Here is a 25247-nt window from a genome sequence, read left to right on the forward strand (position 1 = left end):
TCGTTTTTTTCGTATTACGCTGTGATCCAAGCTTCGTTAGATGGATTTTTACGCCACTCTTGTAATTTTTTCGTTTCAGCTTGTCCGATCATACCTTTTTCTGCTGCTACTTCAGTTAATGCACTGTAGTCGCTTAAAGAGTATGATGCTACATTAGCTGCTTCTAGTTTTTCTTTCCCTGCTTCAAGCTCGTATGTGAAGATTGATACGATTCCTAATACTTCACAGCCAGCTTCGCGAAGTGCTTCTACACATGTAATTGCACTACCGCCAGTTGAAATTAGGTCCTCTACTACTACTACTTTTTGACCTTTTTCAGCTTTTCCTTCGATTTGGTTCCCTTTACCGTGACCTTTTGCTTTACTACGTACGTAGCACATTGGTAATTCCATACGATCGCTTACCCATGCAGCGTGCGCAATACCAGCAGTTGCTGTTCCTGCAATAACTTCTACAGTTGGGAAGTGCTCTTTAATTAACTCTTCTAATCCAGCTGCAATTGCTTGACGTACTTTTGGATAAGATAAAGTTAAACGGTTATCACAATAAATTGGTGATTTCATACCTGAAGACCAAGTGAATGGATCATTCGGTTGTAAAAATACTGCTCCAATTTCTAATAAATGCGATGCGATTTCTTTTTTCATACTGTTACACCTTCCCACTGTTGTTTTACTGTTTTATACGCTTCAAGCGGATTTTCTGCTTTTGTAATACTACGTCCAACTACGATGTAGCTTGAGCCAAGTTCCCTCGCACGTTTCGGTGTTGCTACGCGCACCTGGTCATTTACATCATCGCTTGCAAGACGAATCCCCGGCGTTACTGTTACAAATTCATTTCCGCATACTTCACGTAATTTTGGAACTTCAAGTGTTGAACAAACAACGCCATCAAGTCCACTTTCTTTCGTTAGTTTTGCATAATGAGCAACCGCTTCTTCTAACGTTTTCTCAATGCCGATCTCTTTTTTCATCATAGCTTCCGAAGTGCTTGTTAGTTGTGTAACTGCAATACAAATCGGTCTCTCTTTTCCTTCTTGCTTACCTTCCTCTAATCCCTCAATCGCAGCTTTCATCATACTGCTTCCCCCAGCAGCATGAACATTTACCATATCAACATCTAGACTAGCTAGGCTACGCATAGCGCTTTTTACTGTATTCGGAATATCATGAAGTTTTAAATCTAGAAAGATCTTATGTCCTTTTTCTTTTAAGTACGTAATAATCGCAGGGCCTTCTTTGTAGAATAACTCCATACCTACTTTGACAAATAACTCTTCCCCTTCAAAGTAGCGCAAGAATTGTTCTACATCTTGTTTCCCTGGAAAATCTAGTGCAACGATTAACGACTGTGACATGTTTGCTTCCAGCTCCTTCCTTGACATTCCGAAATGTGATCAAATCCTAATTCATCTAATAGTGCTGGTAACTCTTCAATAATTGTCGGACATACGAACGGATCGATAAAGTTCGCTGTACCTACTGCAACTGCGCTTGCACCAGCGTAGAAGAATTCAATTACATCTTCCGCTGTTTCAATACCACCCATTCCGATAATTGGAATGTTAACCGCTTGGCTTACTTCATGTACCATGCGAATCGCTACTGGCTTAATCGCAGGACCTGATAATCCGCCTGTACGGTTTGCTAAAATTGGTTTAGCTGTTTTTAAATCTAGACGCATACCAAGCAATGTATTAATCATCGTTAAACCATCTGCACCTGCATTTTCAATCGCTTTTGCAATTTCCACAATGTTTGCCACGTTCGGTGACAACTTCACGTATACAGGTACTTCAGAAACCTCTTTTACTCGCTTCGTTAAATCAGCAGCAATTTCAGGATTTGTACCAAAGGCGATACCACCTGTTTTTACGTTCGGACAAGAAATATTTAATTCTAGTGCGTGGACATTAGGCGCTTTAGAAATTTCCTTTGCAACCGCTACGTAATCCTCAGCTTGTGAGCCTGCAACGTTCGCAATGATTGGAAGATCAAATTGTTCTAACCATGGTAATTCAGAATTCATTACTTTTTCTAACCCTGGGTTTTGAAGTCCGATTGCATTTAACATGCCGCCCGGTGTTTCAGCAACACGAGGCGTCGGATTTCCATAGCGTGGTTGTTCTGTCGTCGCTTTAATCATGATTGATCCTAGTACACTTAAATCGTAAAACTGTGCATATTCACGACCAAATCCAAAGCATCCAGATGCCGGTATAATTGGATTTTTTAATGATAATCCCGGTAATTCAACTTGCAATCTGTTCATAGTACAACCTCCCCGATTGGAAATACTGGTCCGTCGCTACACACCTTCTTGTAAGAATGTCCACTTGGATCTTCTTGTAAGTGGCATACACATGCGAAACAAGCTCCAATACCACAGCCCATACGTTCTTCTAAAGAAATATAAGCTTTTTTCTCTTTGTAACGTCCTTCTAATGCACGAAGCATCGCTAACGGACCACATGAATAAAGAATATCAAAGTTAATTCCGTAATTATCAATTACATCTGTGACAAATCCTTTTGTTCCGTGTGTACCGTCTACTGTCGCAACGTACGTATCACCAAGTTCTGCAAATTTCTCTTCATAGAAAACGACATCTTTCGTTTGAAAACCTAAGATGTGAATTACGCGTACACCTTTTGCAACAAGGCGCTGTGATAATTCATAAAGTGGTGGTACACCAATTCCCCCGCCTACTAGTAAAGCTGTTTGACCAGCTTCTGCTTCTTCTACAGGAAAACCATGTCCTAGCGGTCCTAGTACGTCTACCATTTCACCTTGTTTTCTAGTTGCTAATATTTTTGTCCCTTGTCCTTCTGCACGATATAGCATTGTAAATTCGTTCTTCTCTTGATCTACATTACAAATACTAATCGGGCGGCGCAGAAGGGGCGCAATGCCCTCTGCTACCTTAATGTGTACAAACTGCCCTGGTTCGTTCATTTGCTGTACTAACGTTCCTTGAAGCACTAATTCGTAAATGTTTTTTGCGATTTCTTTTTGATTAACGACGATCATATTTTGCTTTTGCATCATGCATGTACCACCTCGTGACGCTTTGTTTGCGTAATTTCTTTCATTGAATGAGCTGAGAATGTCATAGATTCTAGTACTCGTAAGATTGCTCTCGTTGTATCAAGTGATGTTAAGCAAGCCACACCATTTTCTACTGATTCACGGCGAATGCGGAAACCATCACGCGCTGGTTGTTTGCCTTTTGTTAATGTATTGATTACAAACTGTGCTTTTCCTTGACGGATAATATCTAGTAAGTTGTAGTCTTCAGAATCAATTTTGTTTACAACTTGTACTGGGATATTTTGCTCTGCTAACGATTGTGCTGTTCCAGCTGTTGCTAATAAGTTATAACCGATTTCATGGAAACGTTTTGCAATTTCCAACGCCTCTTCTTTATCTTTATCGGCTACAGTAATGATTACTGATCCGTGCGTTGGGATGTTAATTCCAGAAGCTACTAATCCTTTATATAATGCTTTTTCAAGTGTTAAGTCTTTCCCCATTACTTCCCCTGTTGACTTCATTTCAGGTCCTAATGTTGTATCAACTGAACGTAGTTTCGCAAATGAGAATACTGGTGCTTTTACATACACTTCTTTCTCTTCTGGGTGATAACCCGTTCCGTATCCTTGCTCTACAAGATTTTGACCTAAAATAACTTTCGTTGCAACATTCGCCATCGGTACACCTGTAATTTTACTTAAGAATGGTACTGTACGGCTCGCACGTGGGTTTACTTCAATTACATACACTTGATCTTCAAATACTACAAACTGGATATTTAGTAATCCAACAATATTTAAACCTTTTCCAAGTGCAATTGTATGTTCAATAATTTGTTCTTTCAGTTTTGCAGATAAGCTTTGTGGTGGATATACTCCGATTGAGTCACCAGAGTGAACTCCAGCGCGTTCAATATGTTCCATAATACCTGGAATGAATACATTCTCACCGTCTGAAATTGCATCTACTTCAATTTCTTTACCAACCATGTAACGGTCGATTAATACTGGGTGATCTGCGTGAACTTTAACCGCATTTTTCATGTAGTGCAGCAGTTCTTCTTGACGATATACGATTTCCATCGCGCGTCCACCTAGTACGTAAGATGGTCTTACTAATACTGGGTAACCAATTTTGTCAGCGATTGCTACCGCTTGCTCTACAGTCGTTGCTGTTTTACCAACTGGTTGCGGGATACCAAGCTGTGTTAGAGCTGCTTCAAACTTATCACGATCTTCTGCACGGTCTAAATCTTCAAGTGATGTTCCTAAGATTTTCACACCGTGAGCTTCTAATTTAGCAGCTAAGTTAATTGCCGTTTGTCCACCGAATTGGACGATAACACCTTCTGGCTTTTCTAAATCGATAATGTGCATTACATCTTCGATTGTTAATGGTTCAAAGTATAATTTGTCAGAAATACTGAAGTCTGTTGAAACTGTTTCTGGATTGTTATTAACAATGATTGCCTCATATCCAGCTTCTTTAATTGCCCATACAGAGTGAACTGTTGCATAGTCAAACTCAACACCTTGACCGATACGGATTGGACCAGACCCTAGTACGACAACACTCTTGCGATCTGTTCTAACCGATTCATTCTCGTCACCATATGTGCTGTAATAGTATGGTGTTGCAGATTCAAACTCTGCCGCACAAGTATCTACCATTTTATAAACAGGAGTTATATTGCTTTCTTTACGCATATCGTAAATTTCACGCTCTGTTTTGTTCCAAGCTGCTGCAATGTAGTGATCACTGAAGCCCATTTCTTTCGCTGATTGTAATACTTCCATATTTCCTACATGTGCTTTTACTTCGCGTTCCATGTTTACGATATTTTCAACTTTTTGTAAGAAGAAGAAGTCCATTTCACACCAATCGTTGATCTCTTCTTTCGTTACCCCTTGACGAATTGCTTCTGCTACAATAAACAGTCGCTCATCATCAGCTTTTATAATGCGTTTTTTCATTGTCCCTTTATCAAGCTCTTTTAAATGCGCTAACTCTAAGTGATAAACGCCCAGTTCTAAAGAACGAACCGCTTTTAATAATGATTGCTCTAAGTTACGTCCGATTGACATAACTTCACCAGTTGCCTTCATTTGTGTACCTAGTGTTCTGTTCGCTGATTCAAACTTATCAAATGGCCAGCGTGGAATTTTTGAAACAACATAGTCTAATGCTGGTTCGAAACAAGCGTATGTTTTTTGTGTTACTGGATTTATAATTTCATCTAATGTTAAACCGACTGCAATTTTTGCCGCTAGCTTCGCAATTGGATATCCAGTTGCTTTAGATGCTAGTGCAGATGAACGACTTACACGTGGGTTTACTTCGATTACATAGTATTGGAAGCTATGTGGATCAAGTGCAAGCTGAACGTTACATCCACCTTCAATTCCTAATGCACGAATAATTCGTAATGAAGTGTTTCGTAACATTTGATATTCACGGTCACTTAATGTTTGGCTCGGTGCTACAACGATAGAATCACCTGTGTGAACTCCAACTGGATCGATATTTTCCATGTTACATACTACAATCGCGTTATCATTCGAATCACGCATTACTTCATATTCAATTTCCTTACAACCAGCAATGCTCTTTTCTAATAAACATTGTGTTACTGGACTATGTTTTAATCCACCTGATACGATTTCAATTAGTTCTTCTTCATTACTACAGATTCCGCCACCTGTTCCGCCCATTGTAAATGCTGGGCGAACAATAACTGGATATCCAATTTCTTTTACAAATTCATGTGCTTCTTCTAGCGTATGAATAATGGTACTAGATGGAATTGGTTCATTTAATTCCTGCATTAATGTACGGAATAAATCACGATCCTCCGCTTGCTCGATTGCTGATAATTTTGTTCCTAAAATTTCAACTCCACACTCTTCAAGTATGCCTGATTTTGCAAGTTCAACAGCCATATTCAGGCCTGTTTGACCACCTAATGTTGGTAAGATTGCATCTGGACGTTCTTTACGAATGATTCGGCTTACGAATTCTAATGTTAAAGGCTCAATGTATACTTTATCTGCTGTTGCAGTATCTGTCATAATTGTTGCTGGGTTAGAGTTAACAAGGATTACTTTGTAACCTTCTTCTCTAAGAGATTGACAAGCTTGTGTACCAGAGTAGTCAAACTCTGCTGCTTGCCCAATTACAATTGGTCCTGATCCGATTACTAAAATTGTGTTAATGTCTAGGCGTTTTGGCATAACTCTTCCCCTTCTTTCTTGAAGTTTTCAATCATTGCTAAGAAATCTTCGAATAAATCATTTGCATCTTCTGGTCCTGCTGAAGCTTCTGGATGATATTGTACTGTAAATGCTGGGAACTTCGTATGACGAAGACCTTCTACTGTTCCATCATTTAAAGCAACATGTGTAATTTCAAGTTCTGTATTTCCAACTGATTCTTCTTCTACTGCATAACCATGGTTTTGAGATGTAATTGCTACTTTTCCAGTTGCAAGATGTTTTACTGGATGATTTAAACCGCGGTGACCGAATTTTAACTTACTTGTATTCGCACCAGATGCTAGAGCGAACAATTGATGTCCTAGGCAAATTCCGAATAAAGGAACTTTACCGATAATGTCTTTTAACATTTCAATTGCTTCTGGTACATCTTTTGGATCCCCAGGTCCGTTACTTAACATAATTCCATCTGGGCTAAGACGTAAAATCTCTTCTGCTGTTGTATTGTAAGGTACAACAATTACATCACAATCACGTTTATTTAATTCTCTTAAAATACCATGTTTCATTCCGAAGTCTACAAGTACAACTCGGTGTCCACGGCCTGGGCTTGGGTATGGATCTTTCGTTGATACGCGTTTCACGTGATCTGTAAATACTGTCGCTTTTAATTGGCTCACGATGTATTCTACATCTGCATCCATGTTACATAGACGTCCACGTAATGTACCGTATTGACGAATTTTTCTCGTTAATTTTCTCGTATCAATTCCTGCTAAGCCTGGGATGTTTCTTTCTTTTAAGTAATCATTTAACGAAATTTCATTACGGAAGTTTGATGGGTGATCACAAATTTCGTTTACAATTAAACCATTTACAGATGGGTGAATCGATTCAAAATCGTCACGGTTGATGCCGTAGTTTCCGATTAAAGGGTACGTGAATGTTACGATTTGACCGCAATATGATGGATCAGATAATGTTTCTTGATATCCAGTCATTCCTGTTGTAAATACAACCTCACCTGACTTTTCGATTTCTCCTCCGAAACCTTTTCCAATTAATACTGTTCCATCTTCTAAGATAAGTTGTCTTTTCATACTAATGCACTCTCCTTTTGCCATGCGATCTTACCACCAACGATTGTCATTACCGGCCATCCTTGGCATTTCCAACCTGCGAATGGTGTATTTTTTCCTTTTGATAAGAATGTTGTTGGGTCAATCTCTTCTTCTTGTTCTAAATCAATGATTGTAATATCAGCTGTTCTGCCTTCTTTCAGGCGACCTGCTTCTAAGCCGAATGTATCAGCTGGCTTTTCTGTTAAGAATTGAATTAACTGTTCTAATGTAATAATTCCTTTTTTCACAAGGTTTGTGTATAAAAGCGGGAATGCTGTTTCAAAACCAGTAATTCCGAATGGTGCTCTTTCAATTCCTTGTGCTTTCTCTTCCGCTGTATGCGGTGCATGGTCAGTTGCGATCATATCGATTGTTCCATCTAATAAACCTTCAATTAGTGCTTCGTGATCTTCTTTTCCACGAAGCGGTGGGTTCATTTTAAAGTTCGGATCAGCTGATGGGATATCATCCTCACATAACACTAGGTGATGAGGTGTTACTTCTGCTGTTACTTTAATTCCAGCACGTTTCGCATCACGAATTACACGTACAGATCCTTTCGTACTTACGTGACATACGTGATAGTGACAATCTGCCGCTTCAGCAAGCAGTATATCCCTTGCAATATGTACAGATTCACATACTGATGGGATACCGTTTAATCCGTGTTTCTCAGAAAACTTCCCTTCATGTACACAACCTTTATTAATAAGAGTATTCTCTTCACAGTGCGCAACCACTGCCATATTTAATTTCGCTGCACGCTTCATAGCAGCTAACATCATGCTAGCATCTTGTACGCCTACACCGTCATCAGTGAAAGCAAATGCTCCAAGTTCTTTTAACGTCTCGAAATCTGTCATTTCAGAACCCGCTTGGCGTACTGTAATTGCTCCGTATGGTAGTACGTTGACATGCGCTTTTTCTTTAATACGATTTTGCAAGTCTTCCATATGTTCTCTGCAATCTGGTACTGGGCGTGTATTTGGCATTGCACAAATTGTAGTGAATCCACCTTTTGCGGCTGCTAGTGTACCTGTTTCAATTGTTTCTTTATGTTCACCACCTGGTTCACGAAGATGTACGTGTACATCTACTAATCCAGGTGCGATTAACTTTCCGTTCACATCGATTACTTCAGCATTATCTGCCGTAATATTTTCTGCTACCTTAGCGATTTTACCGTCTTGTACGAGAAGATCTGTTGCTACGATTTTTCCTTCTTCATTCATATAACGACCATTTTTAAACAAGTAATTCATGTTTCATTCCTCCTAATACATTTGGTAAGGCGCGTTTTAGTACAGCCATTCTTACGTAAACTCCATTCTCCATTTGTTTAAATATGCGTGAACGCTCACACTCAACAAGTTCACTTGCAATTTCAACATCACGGTTTACAGGAGCTGGATGCATAATAATGCTTCCTTCTTTCATACGCTTTTCTCTTTCCACTGTTAATCCGTGTTTCTCATGATACTCTTTCATAATGTCTGTTTCATAATGATCATGACGCTCATGTTGTACACGAAGTAACATCATTACATCGACTTCTGGAACAAGTTCATCTAATGGTTTGTATGTTCCAAATGTGCTGTCTTCATCTTTCCACTCTTCTGGACTTGCAAAGTAAATTGTTGCACCCAGTTTCGTTAATGCTTCTGCATTAGAACGTGCTACTCGGCTATGACGAACATCTCCTACTATCGCAATCTTTAATCCTTCAAATCTTCCAAACTCTTGTTTAATTGTAAGAAGATCGAGTAGGCACTGTGTTGGGTGGTTTCCACATCCATCTCCAGCATTTAAGATTGGGATATTTACCTGATCCTTTAGTTCATCGAAGTAGCGATCTTGCTCATGGCGGACGATTACCGCTTTTGTTCCGATTGATTCTAGTGTTCTTATCGTATCGTATAAAGTTTCTCCTTTTTGTACGCTAGATGCATCAGCTGAAAAGTTTAAAACTTCAAGTCCTAATCGCTTCTCAGCAACTTCAAAGCTAAATCTCGTTCTCGTACTATTCTCAAAGAACAAGTTCGCAACAAAAGTTTGCTCTGTCGTTTTGCTCTCTTTTCCATTCGCGAAATCTTCTGCGTCTTTTAGGATTTCTGAAATTTCTACTTCCGATAATTCACTCATCGTTAACAAATGGCTCATCGTCATCCCTCATCTTTCTGATTTTTATGTTACCACTTTTGTATTTTTATAACAACCTTTGCATAAAAATACCCTAGTCATGTGAGACTAGGGTGCAAGGAAGAAGCCACCCTTTCCGGTCTCACAGGACTGAATTAAAAGGTTATTATTATGAAGCAATCTGCTTAGATTGTTTTATTTGTTTCGTTTCTGGTAGTAGTAGATTTAACAGGACACCTACAATTGCTGCTAGTGCCATTCCTTCTACTTGGAACGATTCTCCTACGTGAAGTACCGCTCCACCAATACCGATTACTAGTATTACTGATGCAATCATTAAGTTTCGTTTGTCACTTAGGTCTGTTTTATCATCTACCATCATGCGTAATCCACTTGATGCAATTACACCGAATAGTAAGATTGATACACCACCCATAACCGGTGTTGGAATCGAATGAATCAGTGCAGAAATCTTACCGATAAACCCAAACATGATTGCGAACACTGCTGAACCGATGAATAAGTATACACTGTATGCTCTCGTAATTGCTAGCACACCGATGTTTTCACCGTACGTTGTATTCGGTGGTCCACCGATAAGTGATGCGATTAATGTTGCTACTCCATCACCGAAGATCGAACGGTGTAAACCTGGTTTTTCAATTAAATCTCTTTTAATAACATTTCCAAGTACAATTTGATGTCCGATATGCTCTGAAATTGTTACTAGTGCAACTGGTACCATCAAGAGTACAATCTTCCACGAAAACTCCGGAGTATATGTTACAAATGGTACTGTGAAATCTGGTACAACAAACCATTTTGCCTCAGCTATCGGCTTTAAGTTTACTAGCCCTTGGAAGTAAGCGAAGATATATCCGCCGATAATGCCAAGTAACACTGGTATGATACTGAAAAATCCTCTTCCGAATATAGAGCAGATAATTGTAATTGCTAACGTTACTAATGCTACTGAAAAGTGTGTAAAGCTATATTTGCCATCCGCACCGTTCATCGCCATGTTAACTGCTGTATGCGCTAAAGCTAGACCGATTACCATTACGACTGGACCAACTACGATTGGTGGAAGTAATTTCATAATCCACTCTGATCCTGACTTCTTAATTCCGAGTGAAATTAAGATGTACACAAGTCCTGCTAGCAACCCACCGAGCATTGCTGCTCCAGGTCCACCTGCTGTTTTCGCTGTTATTATCGGTGCGATAAAGGCGAATGATGATCCTAGATAGGCAGGTACTTGACCTTTCGTTATAAGAAGAAACGCTAGCGTTCCTAATCCACTTGATATTAATGCTACTGACGGATTCAATCCTGTTAAAAACGGAACAAGCACTGTTGATCCAAACATCGCGAACAAATGTTGTATACTTAAAAATAACCATTTTCCCGGTTTCGGTACTTCATTAACGTCTAACACTGGCTTTTGTTCCATTGTTACATCCTCCTTCAGTTTAATTCTTTGCAATAAAAAAACTCTTTGTGCCTGTGCACAAAGAGTCCTACACTTTCGTATGCCAAATTTGACATATGAAAGCCAAGACCCTTTGGCAGCCTCACAGGACTACATTTAAAAGGGCTTTACTTATCGTATATGCTTACTCGATCTTGTTGATCTGTCTCTTGCAAATCAACTTCGATACGCTCTTCACTTGATGTTGGAATGTTCTTTCCTACATAATCAGCGCGAATTGGTAGTTCACGATGACCTCTATCAACAAGAACCGCCAGTTGGATTTGTGATGGTCTACCTAAATCCATAAGAGCATCCATTGCTGCTCGAACTGTTCTTCCTGTATATAATACATCATCTACAAGGATAACTTTTTTCTTCGTAATATCTACAGGGATATCAGAACCTTTTACAAGTGGTTCTTCATTTTTTGATTGTAGTGTTAGATCATCACGATATAACGTAATATCTAGCTCTCCAACTTCCATTTCTTTTCCTTCAATTTGACCAATTCGTTCTGCCAAACGTTGTGCAATAAAAATTCCACGAGTTTTAATTCCGACAAGAACACAATTATCGACACCTTTATTTCGTTCCACGATTTCATGACTAATTCGTGTTAAAGCGCGGCGAATCATTTGGTCATCTAAAACGACTGCTTTCTCTTGCATGCTCTACACCTCCAAGCTTTTTTTCTTGCGTGAGAGTAATGGTATAAAAAAAGTCCTCTCAGCGTGTGCGAGAGGACTTTTGAAAAAAGGGTACAGCATACCCTATGTATTTCAAACCGTTACCTTCTCAACCTCACGGGGCTGTGTTAAAGGATCATTATTTAACTGTTGTCAGTATCTCAGTTTTCTTATGATTTGTCAATACTATTTTCGTAAAATATTTAATGCATCTTCAAACACTTCTGGAATCGGTGCCTCAAACTGAATATACTCACCCGTGCGAGGATGGTCGAATCCTAAAATACCTGCGTGAAGTGCTTGCCCATTCATGTCTAATGTTTTCTTTGGTCCATACTTTGGATCTCCTGCAAGTGGATAGCCAATATATTTCATATGAACACGAATTTGGTGTGTACGTCCTGTTTCTAAGCGACATTCTACAAGTGTGAAATCTTTGAATCGCTCTATCACTTGGAAATGCGTAACAGCATGCTTACCATTTTCATCAACCGTCATACTTTGACGCTCTTTCTTATCACGAGCAATCGGAGCATCAATTGTTCCCTTATCATGCGGAATAACACCGTGTACAATGGCTTTGTAACGTCTTGTTACTGTTTTTGCTACAAGTTGATTTACAAGTGATTCGTGTGCCATATCATTTTTAGCAACCATTAATAGGCCTGATGTATCTTTATCAATACGATGCACGATACCTGGACGCATTACACCGTTAATGCCTGATAAGTCTGTACAGTGATGCATAAGACCGTTCACAAGCGTACCACTTGTATGACCTGGTGCTGGATGTACAACCATACCACGCGGCTTATTAACAACGAGTACATCTGCATCTTCATAATAAATTTCTAAGTTCATATCTTCTGCTTGAATATCTAACTCTTCTGGATCAGGAATCGTTACTGTAATTTCATCGTTTTCTTTCACTTTATAATTCACTTTTACCGATTTTCCATTAACTGTAACAACATCCTCTTTAATCCATTGTTGAACTTGTGAACGTGACCATTCACTGTTTATTTCTGCAACGAATTTATCAATTCGCTCGCTTTTTTGTTCTTCTGCAACTGTTACCTGTACTACTTCACTCATTCAATTACTCCTTCGTTTTCTTGCCTTCTAATAATGTTTGAATAATAATTAATACAACACCAATACATAATGCTGAATCAGCTATATTGAATACTGGATAGTTGTACGAGAAAATATACACGTGAATGAAATCCACTACTTCTTGTCTAAATACACGATCAATGAAATTACCAATTGCTCCGCCTAATATTAGACCTAATGAAATTCCTAGAAGTTTGTCTGTTTTCGCATATTTTTTCATATAAATTACGATAAATGCTACAAAAACGACTGTAATAATGTAGAAAAACCACATTTTGTTTTCTAAAATCCCCCAGGCAGCTCCTCTATTTCGATGTGATGTTATGTATAATACATTATCGATAATCGGAATGCTCGTACCCAATTCCATGTTCTTTACAATTAGCCATTTCGATATTTGATCGATGGCAATGACAAATAACGCTATTACATAATATATCATTTTCATTTCCCCCACAAAGACAGTGTACCTCAAAATTTTAGCATAGCTGCAACCTTTTCACAATGAACCTTTATAGAAGAATAAAATAAATTAAAAAAAGGTAATATAATATCGTTGTGCGCATTCATACATTTACTTTTTCATAGAAAAATTCATGAATGGTACGGGCAGTCGGCATCGTCTTCATTTGTTTTACCGAAATTACTCTCCCTGTCTCTTCACAAATACCATACATATCTATTTCCATTTTAAATAATGCGCGTTCTACATCTTTTAAGTCCTCTTTTATATCATGTAATAGGAGTTTTTTCTTTATCTCTTCCTTAATTTCATATCCAAGCTCTTCGCTAAACTCTGTATCATATTTGTGCATGACCTCTTTAGCTAGCCTTTCTTGTAACTCTTTTCGCATCAATTGCAATTCTTCTTTGATTTCCATATACATTTCATTCACGTGTACATTCCTCCCAGCTGCAATGTACGATTAGTGTGTCCGAAATTTCTATGCTTACCTCACACACATTTTTCCTTCATAGGAAAGAGAGTGAAAGTCATTTCAATATATCTTCAATAAAAAAACTGACTGCACTTAGGCACAGTCAGTTTTTTATTACTTTACATAGTTTTCTTTAACAACTGTTGCACAACGCTCACATAATGTTTCATGTTCAGCATCTTTACCAATTGTTTCTGAAACTACCCAACAACGTTCACATGTTTCACCAGTTGCTTGAGCAACAACAACCGCTGTATGCTCATACTTCGGCGCATCTGCTGGTGCTTCTTCCATCATGCCACCAAGTTTATACTCAGAGACGATGAATAATTGCTTTAAGTCTTCGCTAATAGACTCTAACATAGCTTTCATTTCTGCAGTTGGATATAACGTAATGCTTGCATTTAATGACTTACCGATTACTTTTTCATTACGAGCTACTTCTAACGCTTTTAATACGTCATCACGTAATGTCATAAATGCATCCCATTTTGTTTTTAATTCTTCCGCACCATCTAATTGTACAGCTTCTGGCATATCAGTTAATTGTACACTTTCTTCTGTTACACCTGGAACATATGGCCATACTTCATCGGCCGTATGCGGTAAGATTGGTGTTACAAGTTTCGTCAACGCAACAAGAACATCATATAATACAGTTTGAATTGCACGACGATCTTCATGGTTTGCACCTTCAATATATAAAATGTCTTTTGCAAAGTCTAAGTAGAATGAACTTAAATCAATTGTACAGAAGTTATGAATTGCATGATATACAGCAGCGAAGTCGTATGTTTCATATGCTTCTTTTACTTTTGTAATTAAGTCATTTAATTTCACTAGCATGTAACGATCTACTTCACGAAGTTCAGCTACAGCTACTGTATTTTCACTTGGCTTAAAGTCATCTAAGTTTCCTAATAAGAAACGGAATGTGTTACGGATTTTACGATACACTTCTGCTACTTGTTTTAAAATATCATCTGAAATACGTACATCAGATTGATAGTCAACAGAAGATACCCATAAGCGTAAAATGTCTCCGCCTAATTGATCCATAATTTTCTTCGGTACGACGATGTTTCCAATCGACTTACTCATTTTACGTCCTTCACCATCTAATACGAAACCATGGCTTAGTACGCCTTTATATGGAGCTTTACCTGTTACAGCAACTGCTGTTGATAATGAAGAGTTAAACCAACCACGATACTGGTCAGATCCTTCTAAATATAAATCAGCTGGACGTTGTAAGTCATCGCGCTCTTCTAATACCGCTTGGTGAGAAGAACCTGAATCGAACCATACATCCATGATGTCTGTTTCTTTACGGAATTCACCATTCGGGCTACCTGTATGTGTAAATCCTTCTGGTAATAGATCTTTCGCTTCACGCTCGAACCATACGTTAGAACCGTGCTCACGGAATAAATCTGCTACATGGTTAATTGTTTCATCTGTAATAATTGGATCGCCATTTTCTGCATAGAATACAGGGATTGGCACACCCCATGCACGCTGACGAGAAATACACCAGTCACCACGGTCACGAACCATATTATGAAGACGAGTTTCTCCCCATGCTGGTACCCATTTTGTTTCCGCAACAGCTTCTAATAATTCTTTACGGAACGCTTCAATAGATGCAAACCACTGTGCTGTCGCACGGAAAATAATTGGTTTTTTCGTTCTCCAATCATGTGGGTATGAATGCGTAATGAATGTTAGTTTCAGTAACGCGCCTACTTCTTCTAATTTCTCTGTAATTGGCTTGTTAGCTTTATCATAGAATAAGCCTTCAAATCCAGGTGCTTCATTTGTTAATACACCTTTATCATCAACTGGACAAAGTACTTCTAATCCATACTTTTTACCAACAACGAAGTCATCTTCCCCGTGTCCTGGTGCTGTATGAACACAACCTGTACCTGCATCTGTTGTTACGTGATCTCCTAGCATAACTAATGAATCACGATCGTAGAATGGATGTTTTGCAACTGTATACTCAAGTTCGCTACCTTTTACCGTTTTCACAACTTCAGTATTTTCCCACTCTAACGTTTTTGCAACTGTCTCAAATAGTTCAGAAGCAATAATATATTTCTCATTATTTACTTTTACAATAGCGTATTCAAGTTCTGGGTGAACAGAAATACCTAAGTTTGCAGGTAACGTCCAAGGTGTTGTTGTCCAGATAATGAATTTCTCATCACCTTCTAATACGTTCTTTCCGTCTTTTACAGGGAATGCTACGTAAATAGATGCTGATTTTTTATCTTGATATTCAATTTCAGCTTCTGCTAAAGCTGATTCACTCGTTGGAGACCAGTAAACTGGTTTTTGCCCTTTATAGATATAACCTTTTTTCGCCATATCACCAAACACTTTAATTTGTTGCGCTTCATAAGCTGGCTCTAAAGTAATGTATGGGTTATCCCAATCAGCACGTACACCTAAACGCTTAAATTGTTCACGTTGACGTTCTACTTGCTCATATGCATACTCTGCACATAACTTACGGAACTCCGCAACTGTCATTTCTTTACGCTTTACACCTTTATTTGTTAAAGCTTGCTCAATTGGTAAACCGTGTGTATCCCAACCTGGTACATATGGTGCACAGTAACCAGTCATTGATTTATAACGAACAATAAAGTCTTTTAACACTTTATTTAACGCATGTCCCATATGAATGTCACCATTCGCATATGGAGGTCCATCATGCAATACAAATAAAGGACGACCTTTCGTATGTTCTTGTACCTTTTCATAAATATTCATTTCAGCCCACTGTTCTTGCATTGCAGGCTCACGTTTTGGTAAATTCCCACGCATTGGGAACTCTGTTTTTGGCATTAGTAATGTATTTTTGTACTCCATGCTCAATTCCTCCTTACATGTATAAAAGAAACACTTAAAAAACGGAATAAAAAAGAGACCTTCTCATCCCAAAAAGGGACGAGAAAGTCTCCCGCGGTACCACCCTAGTAGATCCTATACATAGGTATACAATCCTCTTTATATTCTTAACGCGAATATACGCCTACGCTTACTCTATTTGTTCAGCGCGGAACTCCAGGGTGATATTCCCATTATCTCCTTATCCTGAGCTTACACCATCCTCAGTTCGCTATATAAGGTATGAAAAAGGTACTTATCCCTATCTTCGTTTTTCTTAATAAATATGTTGTTTAAAATTATATGTAATAATGAGAAAAACGTCAAGCTTACACTGTTTCTTCTTTTTTCAACAGTTCATCTACTTCGTCTTCTAACTCAATTAGTTTATCCCAATCATCGTTGTTTAACATTTCAAGCTGTGTTTCTAGTAACATACGGAAACGAGTGCGGAATACTTTCGCTTGTTTCTTTAGCTCTTCAATATCAAAAGCAACTTTTCTTGATTTTACTAACGCTTCGTTAATAATACGGTCTGCATTCTTTTCAGCTTCACGTACGATTAATTTTGCTTCTTTTTGCGCATTACGTTTTACTTCTTCCGCTGCTTCTTGTGCAACAACGATCGATTTGTTTAACGTATCTTCAATATTAGAGAAATGATCTAACTTTCCTTCTAATTGCGCAACTTTTTCTTCTAAAGCTTTTTTCTCACGAATGACTAATTCATAATCTTTGATAATTTGATCAAGAAACTCATTTACTTGATCTTCATCATAGCCACGGAATCCGCGACCAAATTCTTTGTTATGAATATCTAATGGTGTTAACGGCACAACGCCACCTCCAAGTAATTATCTAAATTTCCTCTTTCAATTATATCTTTTCTTCGACAAAATAGGAGGATTTCCTTCTAAAAAACCAATCATTTTAGTATACCATACAAAATTCTCCATTTGTCGCGCTTTGTTCTACCTTCTACAGAAAACAATTTACTTCGCCCATATCCTCTCACTGAAAAAACATCCCCTGGATAACATTCATAAGAAGTTTGCTCAACTGTTTTCCAATTCACTTTTACTAAACCATTTTTTATGAAAGGTTGTACTTTTTGTCTGGATATATGTAACATTTCAGCTAACATAACATCTAAACGAAGTGAAGAAACCGTTCCAGATTTCTCTCCCCACGTTTCTTGCATCTGTAGAATTTTTTCTCCTTGCACTGGCGATAAGGAAACTTTCGCTTTCCCTATAGTTTGTAAGTTCATCTCAATATAAGATACAACTTCTTTTGCGACTACAATTTGGGCACGATCTTCTTGAAGCAAAATATCACCACACTTTTCTCTCGTTAAACCGAGAGACATAAATGTACCTAATATTTGCCTATGTTCTAGCGTATAAAACTTGGAAGGATAGTCAATTTCCAATACTTCTACTTGAAATTCTTCTTCATTTACTACTAGATAGTCCGGATAAATGAGTGCTCTTTTGCGCTCTGCATGAGGCGTTGCACCATCAAACTGTACAGAAACATCCCCTTGACCTATCACCATAGTGACAATTTGTTGTTGTCTTGGATCAAGGAAGTCTGTTAACTTCACTTGATGGTACTCCGCTACTCGCTTCCACTCTAACACCTTATCCACAAAGACCTCTTCATCGGGTCTGAAATGTTCATAGATGCTCATGTATTTAACCTCTTACTATAAGAAATAGCCGAATATACTTACTAAACCCTTCGTAGCAAGCTTTAATGTAAAAATCGCAACGAGTGGAGAGATATCAATCATACCAAGCGGCGGGATAAATCTGCGAAATGGTTCTAAATACGGTTCACAAATACGCGCAAGAATATCTCCAAAAGTCGATTCCTTCGCACCTGGGAACCATGATAGGAGAATGTAAATAATAAGTGCCCACGAGTAAATCTCGATAGCAGTAATTAAAACGTTTAAAACTGTTATCATGGCGTATTACCACCTCTTTATATTTGTGTCTTCTTCTTCACCGAATAACTCTGAAATTGCACCAACAATATCTACATTTTCAGGCGTACACATAAATGTTTTCGGTCCTATTTTTTGAATGTCCCCGCCTATAGCGTATACAGTACCACTTAAAAAGTCAACGATACGTACAGCTTGATCAGTAGACATTCGTTGTAAATTAATCACAACAGCTCGTCTACCTTTTAAATGGTCCGCAATCCCTTGCGCTTCTGAATACGTGCGTGGTTCTAATAAAACAACTTTTGAAGATTGCTTTGCGGTTTCAATGCTCACAACATTTTGTTTCGGTTGCGCTTTTGGAAACGTAACATCTTGTTGTTCAGGCGGATCTTGCTGCTTCTTCATGTCTGTTTGCTCCTTTTCATAACTATATTGAGCTGCTTCTTTTTCTTCCGGTGTATCAAAAAAGAAGTATTTTACTTTTGACCAACTCATAATAAGATTCTCCTTCCTTTTACGCTTTTCCTACTAAAATCGTCCCCAAACGAATATATGTAGCACCTTCTTCAATTGCAATCGTGTAATCATTAGACATTCCCATTGATAACTCTCTACATGGCGCATGTAATAATTCTAGCTCCTGCACCTCTGTTTGTAGCTTACGTAACTCCTTAAAACAGCGTCTGATTTCTTCCTCTTCTTCTGTAAACGGAGCCATTGTCATTAGTCCAACCACTTCAACCTTATCCAGTTCTTGCAAACTTTGAATAAAAGAAATCGTTTCTTCTATCGCCAATCCTTGCTTTGATTCTTCAGATGATGTTTTCACTTGAATAAAACATTTCACTTTCTTATCAGCACGTTTTTGAATTTCTTTTGCAAGTGAAAGACGATCTAACGAATGTAAATAATCAATTTCATTAATGATTTCTTTTACTTTTCTCGTTTGTAATGATCCAATAAAATGCCAATTCACTTTTGAACCGAAATGTTCGTACTTCTGTAAGAAACCTTCATTTCTATTTTCACCTAAATCGATAATTCCAGCTTCAATTACTTCGTTTGTCTTTTCAATTCCTACCGTTTTTGTAACTGCAACGAGTTTAATATCTTGCAACGAACGTCCCGCTCGTGCGCAAGATTGTTTAATTGCTTCGTTTACAGTTGTTAAATTTTTTTGTACTGTCACTTGCTTTCTTCCTCCTTAAAACCTATGAAACTCAACATTCTCCCTGTCTTACCTTGATCACGACGATGAGAGAAAAATAGTTGCTCTTCACAGCTTGTACAAAGAGATGACATTACAATATTCTCTTCTTTTATGCCTGCTTGTACACATAATATACGATTAATTTCTTTTAAATTAATTGCGTACTGCCCATCAGAAATTTTTTTATAAGGGACAGAACCGTTTACTACTTGCTCTGCTGCTGTTAACACTCTATCATCAACAACGTAACAACAAGATCCAATTGCTGGTCCAATTGCAACATGAATTTCATCACTTGAAATCCCTTCTGCATTCCATTTTTGAATCATTTCCTTTGCAATCTCTTTCACAGTCCCTTTCCATCCAGCATGCGCAAGTCCTATCATACCATGTGATGGCGCATAAAAATAGAGTGGAACACAATCCGCGTAACATGATGTTAAAAGAACATCATTATCAGTCGTATAAATGCCATCTGTTTTTGAAATACCGTCTTCATATGAATAGACGCCACTTCCTTTTTCCTGTTGTCCTACTTTTTCAACATGATGATCATGAACTTGTTCAGAGCAAATCCAGTTTTCTAATGGTTTTTGTAACTTATTTGCTAAAATGCGTCTGTTTTCATGAACGTTCTCCACGATATCATTCACATGTAATCCTAAATTCATCGCATGAAAGGAGCCCGTACTTATCCCACCATCTTTTGTCGTAAATCCAGCAGTAATGTTTCCAAGTTCTTTCCACGCTTGTAAATACAGTATACCGTCCACATATTTAAATGGTTCTATTATCATAAAGCGGCTCCTTTTAATTAAAATAACATAAAAAAGCATGGTACTTCCTGTCTATTTTACCATACTTTTATTTTTTCATAATCCCAACAGAAAAAAAAGAGGAATTTGTAATATTCTTTATGAAATTGTCGGTGTTTGTATTGATTCTGTTACAGAATTAACAGGATTTACTCTAACAAGTATGACATCTTCTCCAATTTTCACAATTTCCTTCCAAGGAATTACAATTTCTAAATCTTTCCCAAAAATCCCTAACATGCGTGCCTGTTTGGAAATAATAATAGCCCCAATCTTTCCTGTGTTCATATCGATTTCGATATCTCCAATATTCCCAAGCCTTTTTCCATCTGAAACATTTATAATTTCTTTCATCTGCAACTCCGAAATTCTTATCATTTTCATCCTCTCCCTTATATATGACGAATTGAAAAAACACTGTTTCTCAAATTTACAGGAAGCACTCTCAACTAACCCCATATGATTTTCATTATATGAATACAGCTTCCCTACTATGAGCGAAGACAAACTATATTGCATATAAAAAGGTCTCACCATAAATGGTGAAACCTTATCCTTGAATCGTTTTATTCATTTGTTTAATAGCTGATTTCTCTAAACGTGACACTTGCGCTTGAGAAATCCCAATTTCTTCTGCAACTTCCATTTGTGTTTTTCCTTGGAAGAAACGTTTTCGAATAATCATTTTCTCACGATCATTTAAACGCTTCATTCCTTCTTTCAATGCTAACTCTTCAACCCACTGCTCGTCCTTTTGTTTTTCATCACTTAACTGATCCATAACAAAAATAGGATCTCCCCCATCGTTATAAATCGGCTCAAATAATGAAACTGGATCTTGAATCGCATCTAAAGCAAAAACAATTTCTTCATGAGTCACTTCAAGCACTTTTGCAATATCCATTGCTGTTGGTTCTTTTGAATTTTCTGCAATCAATTTCTCTCTTACTTGTAATGCTTTATACGCAATATCTCGTAATGATCGAGATACGCGAATCGGATTGTTATCACGCAAATATCTGCGTATTTCCCCAATAATCATTGGCACAGCATACGTTGAGAATTTTACATTTTGGCCTAAATCAAAATTATCAATGGATTTCATAAGTCCGATGCAACCAACTTGAAATAAATCATCAACATATTCTCCTCTGTTATTAAATCTTTGGATGACGCTCAGTACAAGACGTAAGTTTCCATTCACTAATTTCTCTCTTGCGCTTATCTCTCCACTTTGCATTTCACGAAATAATTTACGCATTTCATCATTTTTTAGTACGGGAAGTTTAGCTGTATCAACACCGCAAATTTCTACTTTGTTTCTCGTCAAAGTGTTCCCTCCTATCGGGAGTTGCTGTACAGTGTAAAGTATTTCCTTTGAAGGGGATTTTATGCATGCGGTTTTCTCTTCATTTTTCATTTTCGTTGTCTTTTTTCATACAACGAAAGAGAAGAAGACCAGCCTAGATAACGGCTGGTCTTCTTCTTTACACCATTTTATTAAATTCTTTTCGTAATCTTTTTATGATTCTTTTTTCTAAACGTGAAATGTATGACTGTGAAATCCCAAGCATATCCGCCACATCTTTTTGCGTCTTTTCCTCTTCTCCAGCAAGCCCAAACCGGAGTTCCATAATTTGTTTTTCACGATCATTTAATTGATGCAATGCTTTCATTAGAAGATGACGATCTACAGTAGCTTCTAAATCTTTTGTAATAATATCATCGTCTGTACCTAATACATCCGATAATAAAAGTTCATTCCCGTCCCAATCGATGTTAAGCGGTTCATCAAAAGAAACTTCTGATCGGTTCTTATTATTCCTGCGCAAATGCATTAAAATTTCATTTTCTATACAACGTGAGGCATATGTTGCTAATTTTATTTTCTTTTCTGGATTAAATGTATTAACCGCTTTAATAAGGCCGATTGTTCCAATACTAATCAAATCTTCAATATTTATCCCTGTATTTTCAAACTTTCTTGCTATATATACAACTAGCCGTAAGTTACGTTCAATCAGTAACGATCTTGCTGCCTGATCTCCTTTTGGCAATTTATTCAAAAGAACTTCCTCTTCTTCTTTCGTTAACGGTGGTGGCAACGCTTCACTTCCACCAATATAATAAATTTCATCGGTCTTAATTCCTAATTTCAACAATACTTTATACCAAAGGTATACTAAATAAAATTTTAATTTCATCATATTATCCCGCCTCCCATTATTAAGCAATTACTACTTTTTGCGAAATTAACATTTTCGGATGCACAATACATTGATACTCTCCATTGGTTGACAACTGTTGTGTATTTAATCCAATCAATACTTTGCTGACTACAATAGAACTACCTTCATAATCAATTTGCACACTGTCTGGCTTAACGGCCCATAAAAATTGACTCTCTACTCCTACTGCTCGAAAAGGAATTAATCGTAATTTTGTCGCCCACCCAGAATCATTCTCTGGTATTTGAGGAATCTCTGTTTTGGAATAAATTTGTTCTGTTAACCACGCTGGCAAGCAATGTTCTAATGATGAAATATGCATAATCATAACGGGTGTTTTTGTTAACGGGTCGTAAAGTTGGTTCCCACTATCAATTAAACCTGTGAGTTCTAGTTCCTCTTCAGCTAATTGAATTTTCAATTTTACAATTTGATCATAGTGTATTTTTGTAACCTCTACGCTTTCAATACGCTTTTTAGAAAAATAATAAATTACTGGAAAACCAAAAACAACAAACAACCAGCTAATTGGGTCACCATAAGAAATGGATTGAGATTGAACCAATCCATTTACCATTTCATTCGTTTGCAAAAAGAAATGAGTGCCAATTAACCCTCCGCCAACCATAAAGGTTACAAAGTAAAAAGTAAAAACAGTTTGTGCATAATTTCTAAACGTTGTAAACCCAAATGCTGTATACACAATTAGTAACGAGTACAGTAGTTTCATAATTGGATGTGTCATCATAGAAGCAAAAGGAGTAAAGGCAAAAATAACAATGGTTGAACCTATAAATGCCCCTAACACAAGCCTCCATCTTTTGATCTTCTTTTTTAACACGGTAGCTGTTAATAAAAGTAAAAGAAAATCAATGCAGGCGTTTAACAACCAAACAACGTCGGCGTAAACAACCAAACAATTCACCTCTTTTTTTGAGTTGAGACTAGTATAATGCATATCCAATAGGAAAGTGTGTCAATTTGCGGAGGTGTTTTTTTGTTATTTTGTGCTTTCTAGACAGAATCTGTCGGTAAAAAATAAAAGTATACGTTTCATAGAATACTATACTTGTTTGCTTACATATAAAGTGAAACTTTAATCAGCCCTCACGAATCGGGCCTTTACGGGCAGCAGCCGGATAAATCGAAATATATAAAATAAAAAAAGACCTGCTTAGCAGATCTTTTCCCTGTATAAAACAAAAAAGGAGCATGAAAGCTCCTTTTCTTTTATCGTCTACGACGGTTACGTAAGAATGCTGGAATATCGATGTCATCTGAATCTGTATGACGCTCATGCACAACCGGCTCTTCACGTTTCATTTCACGCTTAACTTCACGTTGTTTTGAAGGTTGAGCTACTTGCTGTTGCTGTTGTTGCGTGTGATTCGCAGTCGGACGAATAATTGGTTTTGGTGGCTGCGTCGCAGCACTATCATCAAAACCAGTTGCAATTACAGTTACAACGATATCATCTTTTAATCCTTCATTAATAACAGAACCGAAAATCATATTTACTTCTGGATCTGAAGCTGAAGCTACAATGTCTGCCGCTTCTTGTACTTCATATAAGCTTAAGTTAGCTCCACCCGTAATGTTCATGATAACACCTTGAGCTCCATCAATAGATGTTTCTAATAATGGACTAGAAATCGCTTTTTTCGCAGCTTCAGCAGCACGATTTTCTCCATTACCAGAACCAATACCCATTAAAGCAGAACCTCTATTAGACATAATTGTCTTTACGTCTGCGAAGTCTAAGTTAATTAAACCTGGTGTTGCAATTAAATCAGAAATACCTTGAACACCTTGACGTAATACGTTATCTGCTTCACGGAATGCTTCTAACATCGGCGTATTTTTATCAACAATCTCTAATAAGCGATCATTTGGAATTACAATAAGTGTATCTACATTTTCTTTAAATGCCGCAATACCAGATGCTGCTTGTGTTGCACGCTTGCGTCCTTCAAATGTAAATGGACGTGTTACAACACCAACTGTTAATGCGCCTAATTCTTTGGCAACTTGAGCAACAACTGGAGCTGCACCAGTTCCAGTTCCGCCGCCCATACCAGCAGTTACGAAGACCATATCTGCACCACGAAGTGCTTCTTGAATCTGTTCTTTACTTTCTTCTGCAGCTTTTTTCCCTACTTCAGGGTTTGCACCTGCACCAAGTCCACGTGTTAATTTCCCACCAATTTGCATTTTTGTTTCAGCTTTTGATAGATTTAATGCTTGTGCATCAGTATTCACAGCGATAAAGTCTACACCTTGTACACCGTGTTCAATCATACGGTTTACAGCATTGTTTCCGCCACCGCCGACACCGATAACTTTTATATTCGCTAATTGATCTTGAGTAGTATCAAACTCTAACATGTCGAAATCCCCCTAGAACCTCATTTTTCGTGTCCA

25 protein-coding genes and 1 other annotated feature are annotated in these 25247 nt (G+C 37.7%); all 25 genes read right to left on the reverse strand.

All coding sequences use genetic code 11. The features are described 5' to 3' along the window. Positions 1–14: 14 nt before the first annotated feature. Entirely contained in the window at positions 15–647 is a 633-nt protein-coding gene (gene pyrE / locus K5S59_RS10495; RefSeq protein ID WP_000711458.1) for an orotate phosphoribosyltransferase, read from the reverse strand. Further along, positions 644–1360 carry an orotidine-5'-phosphate decarboxylase gene (gene pyrF / locus K5S59_RS10500; protein ID WP_000083508.1) on the reverse strand — a complete coding sequence of 239 codons (717 nt, stop codon included), beginning with the start codon at positions 1358–1360 and terminating at the stop codon, positions 644–646. The genes pyrE and pyrF overlap by 4 nt, the downstream gene beginning before the upstream one ends. After that, positions 1345–2274, reverse strand: coding sequence for a dihydroorotate oxidase B catalytic subunit (gene pyrD / locus K5S59_RS10505; protein WP_001081057.1), 930 nt, complete (start codon positions 2272–2274; stop codon positions 1345–1347). Before pyrD ends, pyrF begins: the two co-directional genes overlap by 16 nt. Then, positions 2271–3050 carry a dihydroorotate oxidase B electron transfer subunit gene (gene pyrK / locus K5S59_RS10510; RefSeq protein ID WP_000983351.1) on the reverse strand — a complete coding sequence of 260 codons (780 nt, stop codon included), beginning with the start codon at positions 3048–3050 and terminating at the stop codon, positions 2271–2273. Before pyrK ends, pyrD begins: the two co-directional genes overlap by 4 nt. Then, positions 3047–6265, reverse strand: a complete 3219-nt coding sequence (gene carB, locus K5S59_RS10515) for a carbamoyl-phosphate synthase large subunit (RefSeq protein ID WP_001126137.1) — start codon at positions 6263–6265, stop codon at positions 3047–3049. The genes pyrK and carB overlap by 4 nt, the downstream gene beginning before the upstream one ends. Continuing rightward, positions 6250–7347 carry a carbamoyl phosphate synthase small subunit gene (locus K5S59_RS10520; protein WP_000828667.1) on the reverse strand — a complete coding sequence of 366 codons (1098 nt, stop codon included), beginning with the start codon at positions 7345–7347 and terminating at the stop codon, positions 6250–6252. Before K5S59_RS10520 ends, carB begins: the two co-directional genes overlap by 16 nt. After that, positions 7344–8630, reverse strand: a complete 1287-nt coding sequence (pyrC, locus tag K5S59_RS10525) for a dihydroorotase (RefSeq protein WP_001108379.1) — start codon at positions 8628–8630, stop codon at positions 7344–7346. Before pyrC ends, K5S59_RS10520 begins: the two co-directional genes overlap by 4 nt. Then, a complete protein-coding gene (gene pyrB / locus K5S59_RS10530) occupies positions 8614–9528 on the reverse strand; it encodes an aspartate carbamoyltransferase (RefSeq protein ID WP_000018864.1) in 915 nt (304 codons plus the stop codon). The genes pyrC and pyrB overlap by 17 nt, the downstream gene beginning before the upstream one ends. Positions 9529–9676: 148 nt before the next feature. Then, positions 9677–10960: a uracil permease gene (uraA, locus tag K5S59_RS10535; protein ID WP_000435930.1), complete on the reverse strand. Its 1284-nt coding sequence runs from the start codon at positions 10958–10960 to the stop codon at positions 9677–9679. Between the two features lie 146 nt (positions 10961–11106). Beyond that, on the reverse strand, positions 11107–11649 hold the full coding sequence (gene pyrR, locus K5S59_RS10540) for a bifunctional pyrimidine operon transcriptional regulator/uracil phosphoribosyltransferase (RefSeq protein ID WP_001156490.1): 543 nt from the start codon (positions 11647–11649) through the stop codon (positions 11107–11109). 204 nt (positions 11650–11853) lie between these two features. Next, positions 11854–12762, reverse strand: coding sequence for an RluA family pseudouridine synthase (locus K5S59_RS10545; RefSeq protein WP_000005851.1), 909 nt, complete (start codon positions 12760–12762; stop codon positions 11854–11856). 4 nt (positions 12763–12766) lie between these two features. Beyond that, positions 12767–13225, reverse strand: a complete 459-nt coding sequence (gene lspA / locus K5S59_RS10550; RefSeq protein WP_000642179.1) for a lipoprotein signal peptidase LspA — start codon at positions 13223–13225, stop codon at positions 12767–12769. Between the two features lie 124 nt (positions 13226–13349). Further along, positions 13350–13679: a TraR/DksA C4-type zinc finger protein gene (locus tag K5S59_RS10555; protein ID WP_001004659.1), complete on the reverse strand. Its 330-nt coding sequence runs from the start codon at positions 13677–13679 to the stop codon at positions 13350–13352. A 156-nt stretch (positions 13680–13835) separates the two neighbouring features. Then, positions 13836–16601 carry an isoleucine--tRNA ligase gene (ileS2, locus tag K5S59_RS10560; protein ID WP_000455967.1) on the reverse strand — a complete coding sequence of 922 codons (2766 nt, stop codon included), beginning with the start codon at positions 16599–16601 and terminating at the stop codon, positions 13836–13838. 71 nt (positions 16602–16672) lie between these two features. Then, positions 16673–16897: a binding site (T-box leader), on the reverse strand. A 51-nt stretch (positions 16898–16948) separates the two neighbouring features. Then, on the reverse strand, positions 16949–17455 hold the full coding sequence (divIVA, locus tag K5S59_RS10565) for a septum site-determining protein DivIVA (RefSeq protein ID WP_001131611.1): 507 nt from the start codon (positions 17453–17455) through the stop codon (positions 16949–16951). An 89-nt stretch (positions 17456–17544) separates the two neighbouring features. Beyond that, positions 17545–18312 carry a YlmH family RNA-binding protein gene (locus K5S59_RS10570; RefSeq protein WP_000029716.1) on the reverse strand — a complete coding sequence of 256 codons (768 nt, stop codon included), beginning with the start codon at positions 18310–18312 and terminating at the stop codon, positions 17545–17547. Positions 18313–18327: 15 nt separating this feature from the next. After that, on the reverse strand, positions 18328–18591 hold the full coding sequence (locus tag K5S59_RS10575) for a YggT family protein (protein ID WP_000633797.1): 264 nt from the start codon (positions 18589–18591) through the stop codon (positions 18328–18330). Between the two features lie 6 nt (positions 18592–18597). After that, a complete protein-coding gene (locus K5S59_RS10580; protein ID WP_000119136.1) occupies positions 18598–19068 on the reverse strand; it encodes a cell division protein SepF in 471 nt (156 codons plus the stop codon). 19 nt (positions 19069–19087) lie between these two features. Next, positions 19088–19762, reverse strand: a complete 675-nt coding sequence (locus K5S59_RS10585; protein WP_000218032.1) for a YggS family pyridoxal phosphate-dependent enzyme — start codon at positions 19760–19762, stop codon at positions 19088–19090. Then, on the reverse strand, positions 19759–20577 hold the full coding sequence (gene pgeF, locus K5S59_RS10590; protein WP_033656388.1) for a peptidoglycan editing factor PgeF: 819 nt from the start codon (positions 20575–20577) through the stop codon (positions 19759–19761). The genes K5S59_RS10585 and pgeF overlap by 4 nt, the downstream gene beginning before the upstream one ends. Positions 20578–20697: 120 nt before the next feature. Then, positions 20698–20976 carry a YlmC/YmxH family sporulation protein gene (locus K5S59_RS10595; protein WP_000619412.1) on the reverse strand — a complete coding sequence of 93 codons (279 nt, stop codon included), beginning with the start codon at positions 20974–20976 and terminating at the stop codon, positions 20698–20700. 172 nt (positions 20977–21148) lie between these two features. After that, positions 21149–21928 carry an RNA polymerase sporulation sigma factor SigG gene (sigG, locus tag K5S59_RS10600; RefSeq protein ID WP_000197753.1) on the reverse strand — a complete coding sequence of 260 codons (780 nt, stop codon included), beginning with the start codon at positions 21926–21928 and terminating at the stop codon, positions 21149–21151. A gap of 157 nt (positions 21929–22085) precedes the next feature. Further along, a complete protein-coding gene (sigE, locus tag K5S59_RS10605) occupies positions 22086–22805 on the reverse strand; it encodes an RNA polymerase sporulation sigma factor SigE (protein ID WP_000976947.1) in 720 nt (239 codons plus the stop codon). 19 nt (positions 22806–22824) lie between these two features. Next, positions 22825–23742: a sigma-E processing peptidase SpoIIGA gene (gene spoIIGA, locus K5S59_RS10610; RefSeq protein WP_000261977.1), complete on the reverse strand. Its 918-nt coding sequence runs from the start codon at positions 23740–23742 to the stop codon at positions 22825–22827. A 314-nt stretch (positions 23743–24056) separates the two neighbouring features. Beyond that, positions 24057–25211, reverse strand: coding sequence for a cell division protein FtsZ (ftsZ, locus tag K5S59_RS10615; protein WP_000888981.1), 1155 nt, complete (start codon positions 25209–25211; stop codon positions 24057–24059). Positions 25212–25247 lie beyond the last annotated feature (36 nt).

This window comes from Bacillus sp. BML-BC051 (assembly GCF_019656175.1).
Classification (GTDB): domain Bacteria; phylum Bacillota; class Bacilli; order Bacillales; family Bacillaceae_G; genus Bacillus_A; species Bacillus_A mobilis.

Bases quoted from the DNA above. Each gene is read 5' to 3' on its own strand.
- pyrE (WP_000711458.1), bottom strand. From the start codon at position 647: ATGAAAAAAGAAATCGCATCGCATTTATTAGAAATTGGAGCAGTATTT.
- pyrF (WP_000083508.1), bottom strand. From the start codon at position 1,360: ATGTCACAGTCGTTAATCGTTGCACTAGATTTTCCAGGGAAACAAGAT.
- pyrD (WP_001081057.1), bottom strand. From the start codon at position 2,274: ATGAACAGATTGCAAGTTGAATTACCGGGATTATCATTAAAAAATCCA.
- pyrK (WP_000983351.1), bottom strand. From the start codon at position 3,050: ATGATGCAAAAGCAAAATATGATCGTCGTTAATCAAAAAGAAATCGCA.
- carB (WP_001126137.1), bottom strand. From the start codon at position 6,265: ATGCCAAAACGCCTAGACATTAACACAATTTTAGTAATCGGATCAGGA.
- K5S59_RS10520 (WP_000828667.1), bottom strand. From the start codon at position 7,347: ATGAAAAGACAACTTATCTTAGAAGATGGAACAGTATTAATTGGAAAA.
- pyrC (WP_001108379.1), bottom strand. From the start codon at position 8,630: ATGAATTACTTGTTTAAAAATGGTCGTTATATGAATGAAGAAGGAAAA.
- pyrB (WP_000018864.1), bottom strand. From the start codon at position 9,528: ATGAGCCATTTGTTAACGATGAGTGAATTATCGGAAGTAGAAATTTCA.
- uraA (WP_000435930.1), bottom strand. From the start codon at position 10,960: ATGGAACAAAAGCCAGTGTTAGACGTTAATGAAGTACCGAAACCGGGA.
- pyrR (WP_001156490.1), bottom strand. From the start codon at position 11,649: ATGCAAGAGAAAGCAGTCGTTTTAGATGACCAAATGATTCGCCGCGCT.
- K5S59_RS10545 (WP_000005851.1), bottom strand. From the start codon at position 12,762: ATGAGTGAAGTAGTACAGGTAACAGTTGCAGAAGAACAAAAAAGCGAG.
- lspA (WP_000642179.1), bottom strand. From the start codon at position 13,225: ATGATATATTATGTAATAGCGTTATTTGTCATTGCCATCGATCAAATA.
- ileS2 (WP_000455967.1), bottom strand. From the start codon at position 16,601: ATGGAGTACAAAAATACATTACTAATGCCAAAAACAGAGTTCCCAATG.
- K5S59_RS10570 (WP_000029716.1), bottom strand. From the start codon at position 18,312: ATGAGCATCTATGAACATTTCAGACCCGATGAAGAGGTCTTTGTGGAT.
- K5S59_RS10575 (WP_000633797.1), bottom strand. From the start codon at position 18,591: ATGATAACAGTTTTAAACGTTTTAATTACTGCTATCGAGATTTACTCG.
- K5S59_RS10580 (WP_000119136.1), bottom strand. From the start codon at position 19,068: ATGAGTTGGTCAAAAGTAAAATACTTCTTTTTTGATACACCGGAAGAA.
- K5S59_RS10595 (WP_000619412.1), bottom strand. From the start codon at position 20,976: ATGATAAGAATTTCGGAGTTGCAGATGAAAGAAATTATAAATGTTTCA.
- sigE (WP_000976947.1), bottom strand. From the start codon at position 22,805: ATGATGAAATTAAAATTTTATTTAGTATACCTTTGGTATAAAGTATTG.
- ftsZ (WP_000888981.1), bottom strand. From the start codon at position 25,211: ATGTTAGAGTTTGATACTACTCAAGATCAATTAGCGAATATAAAAGTT.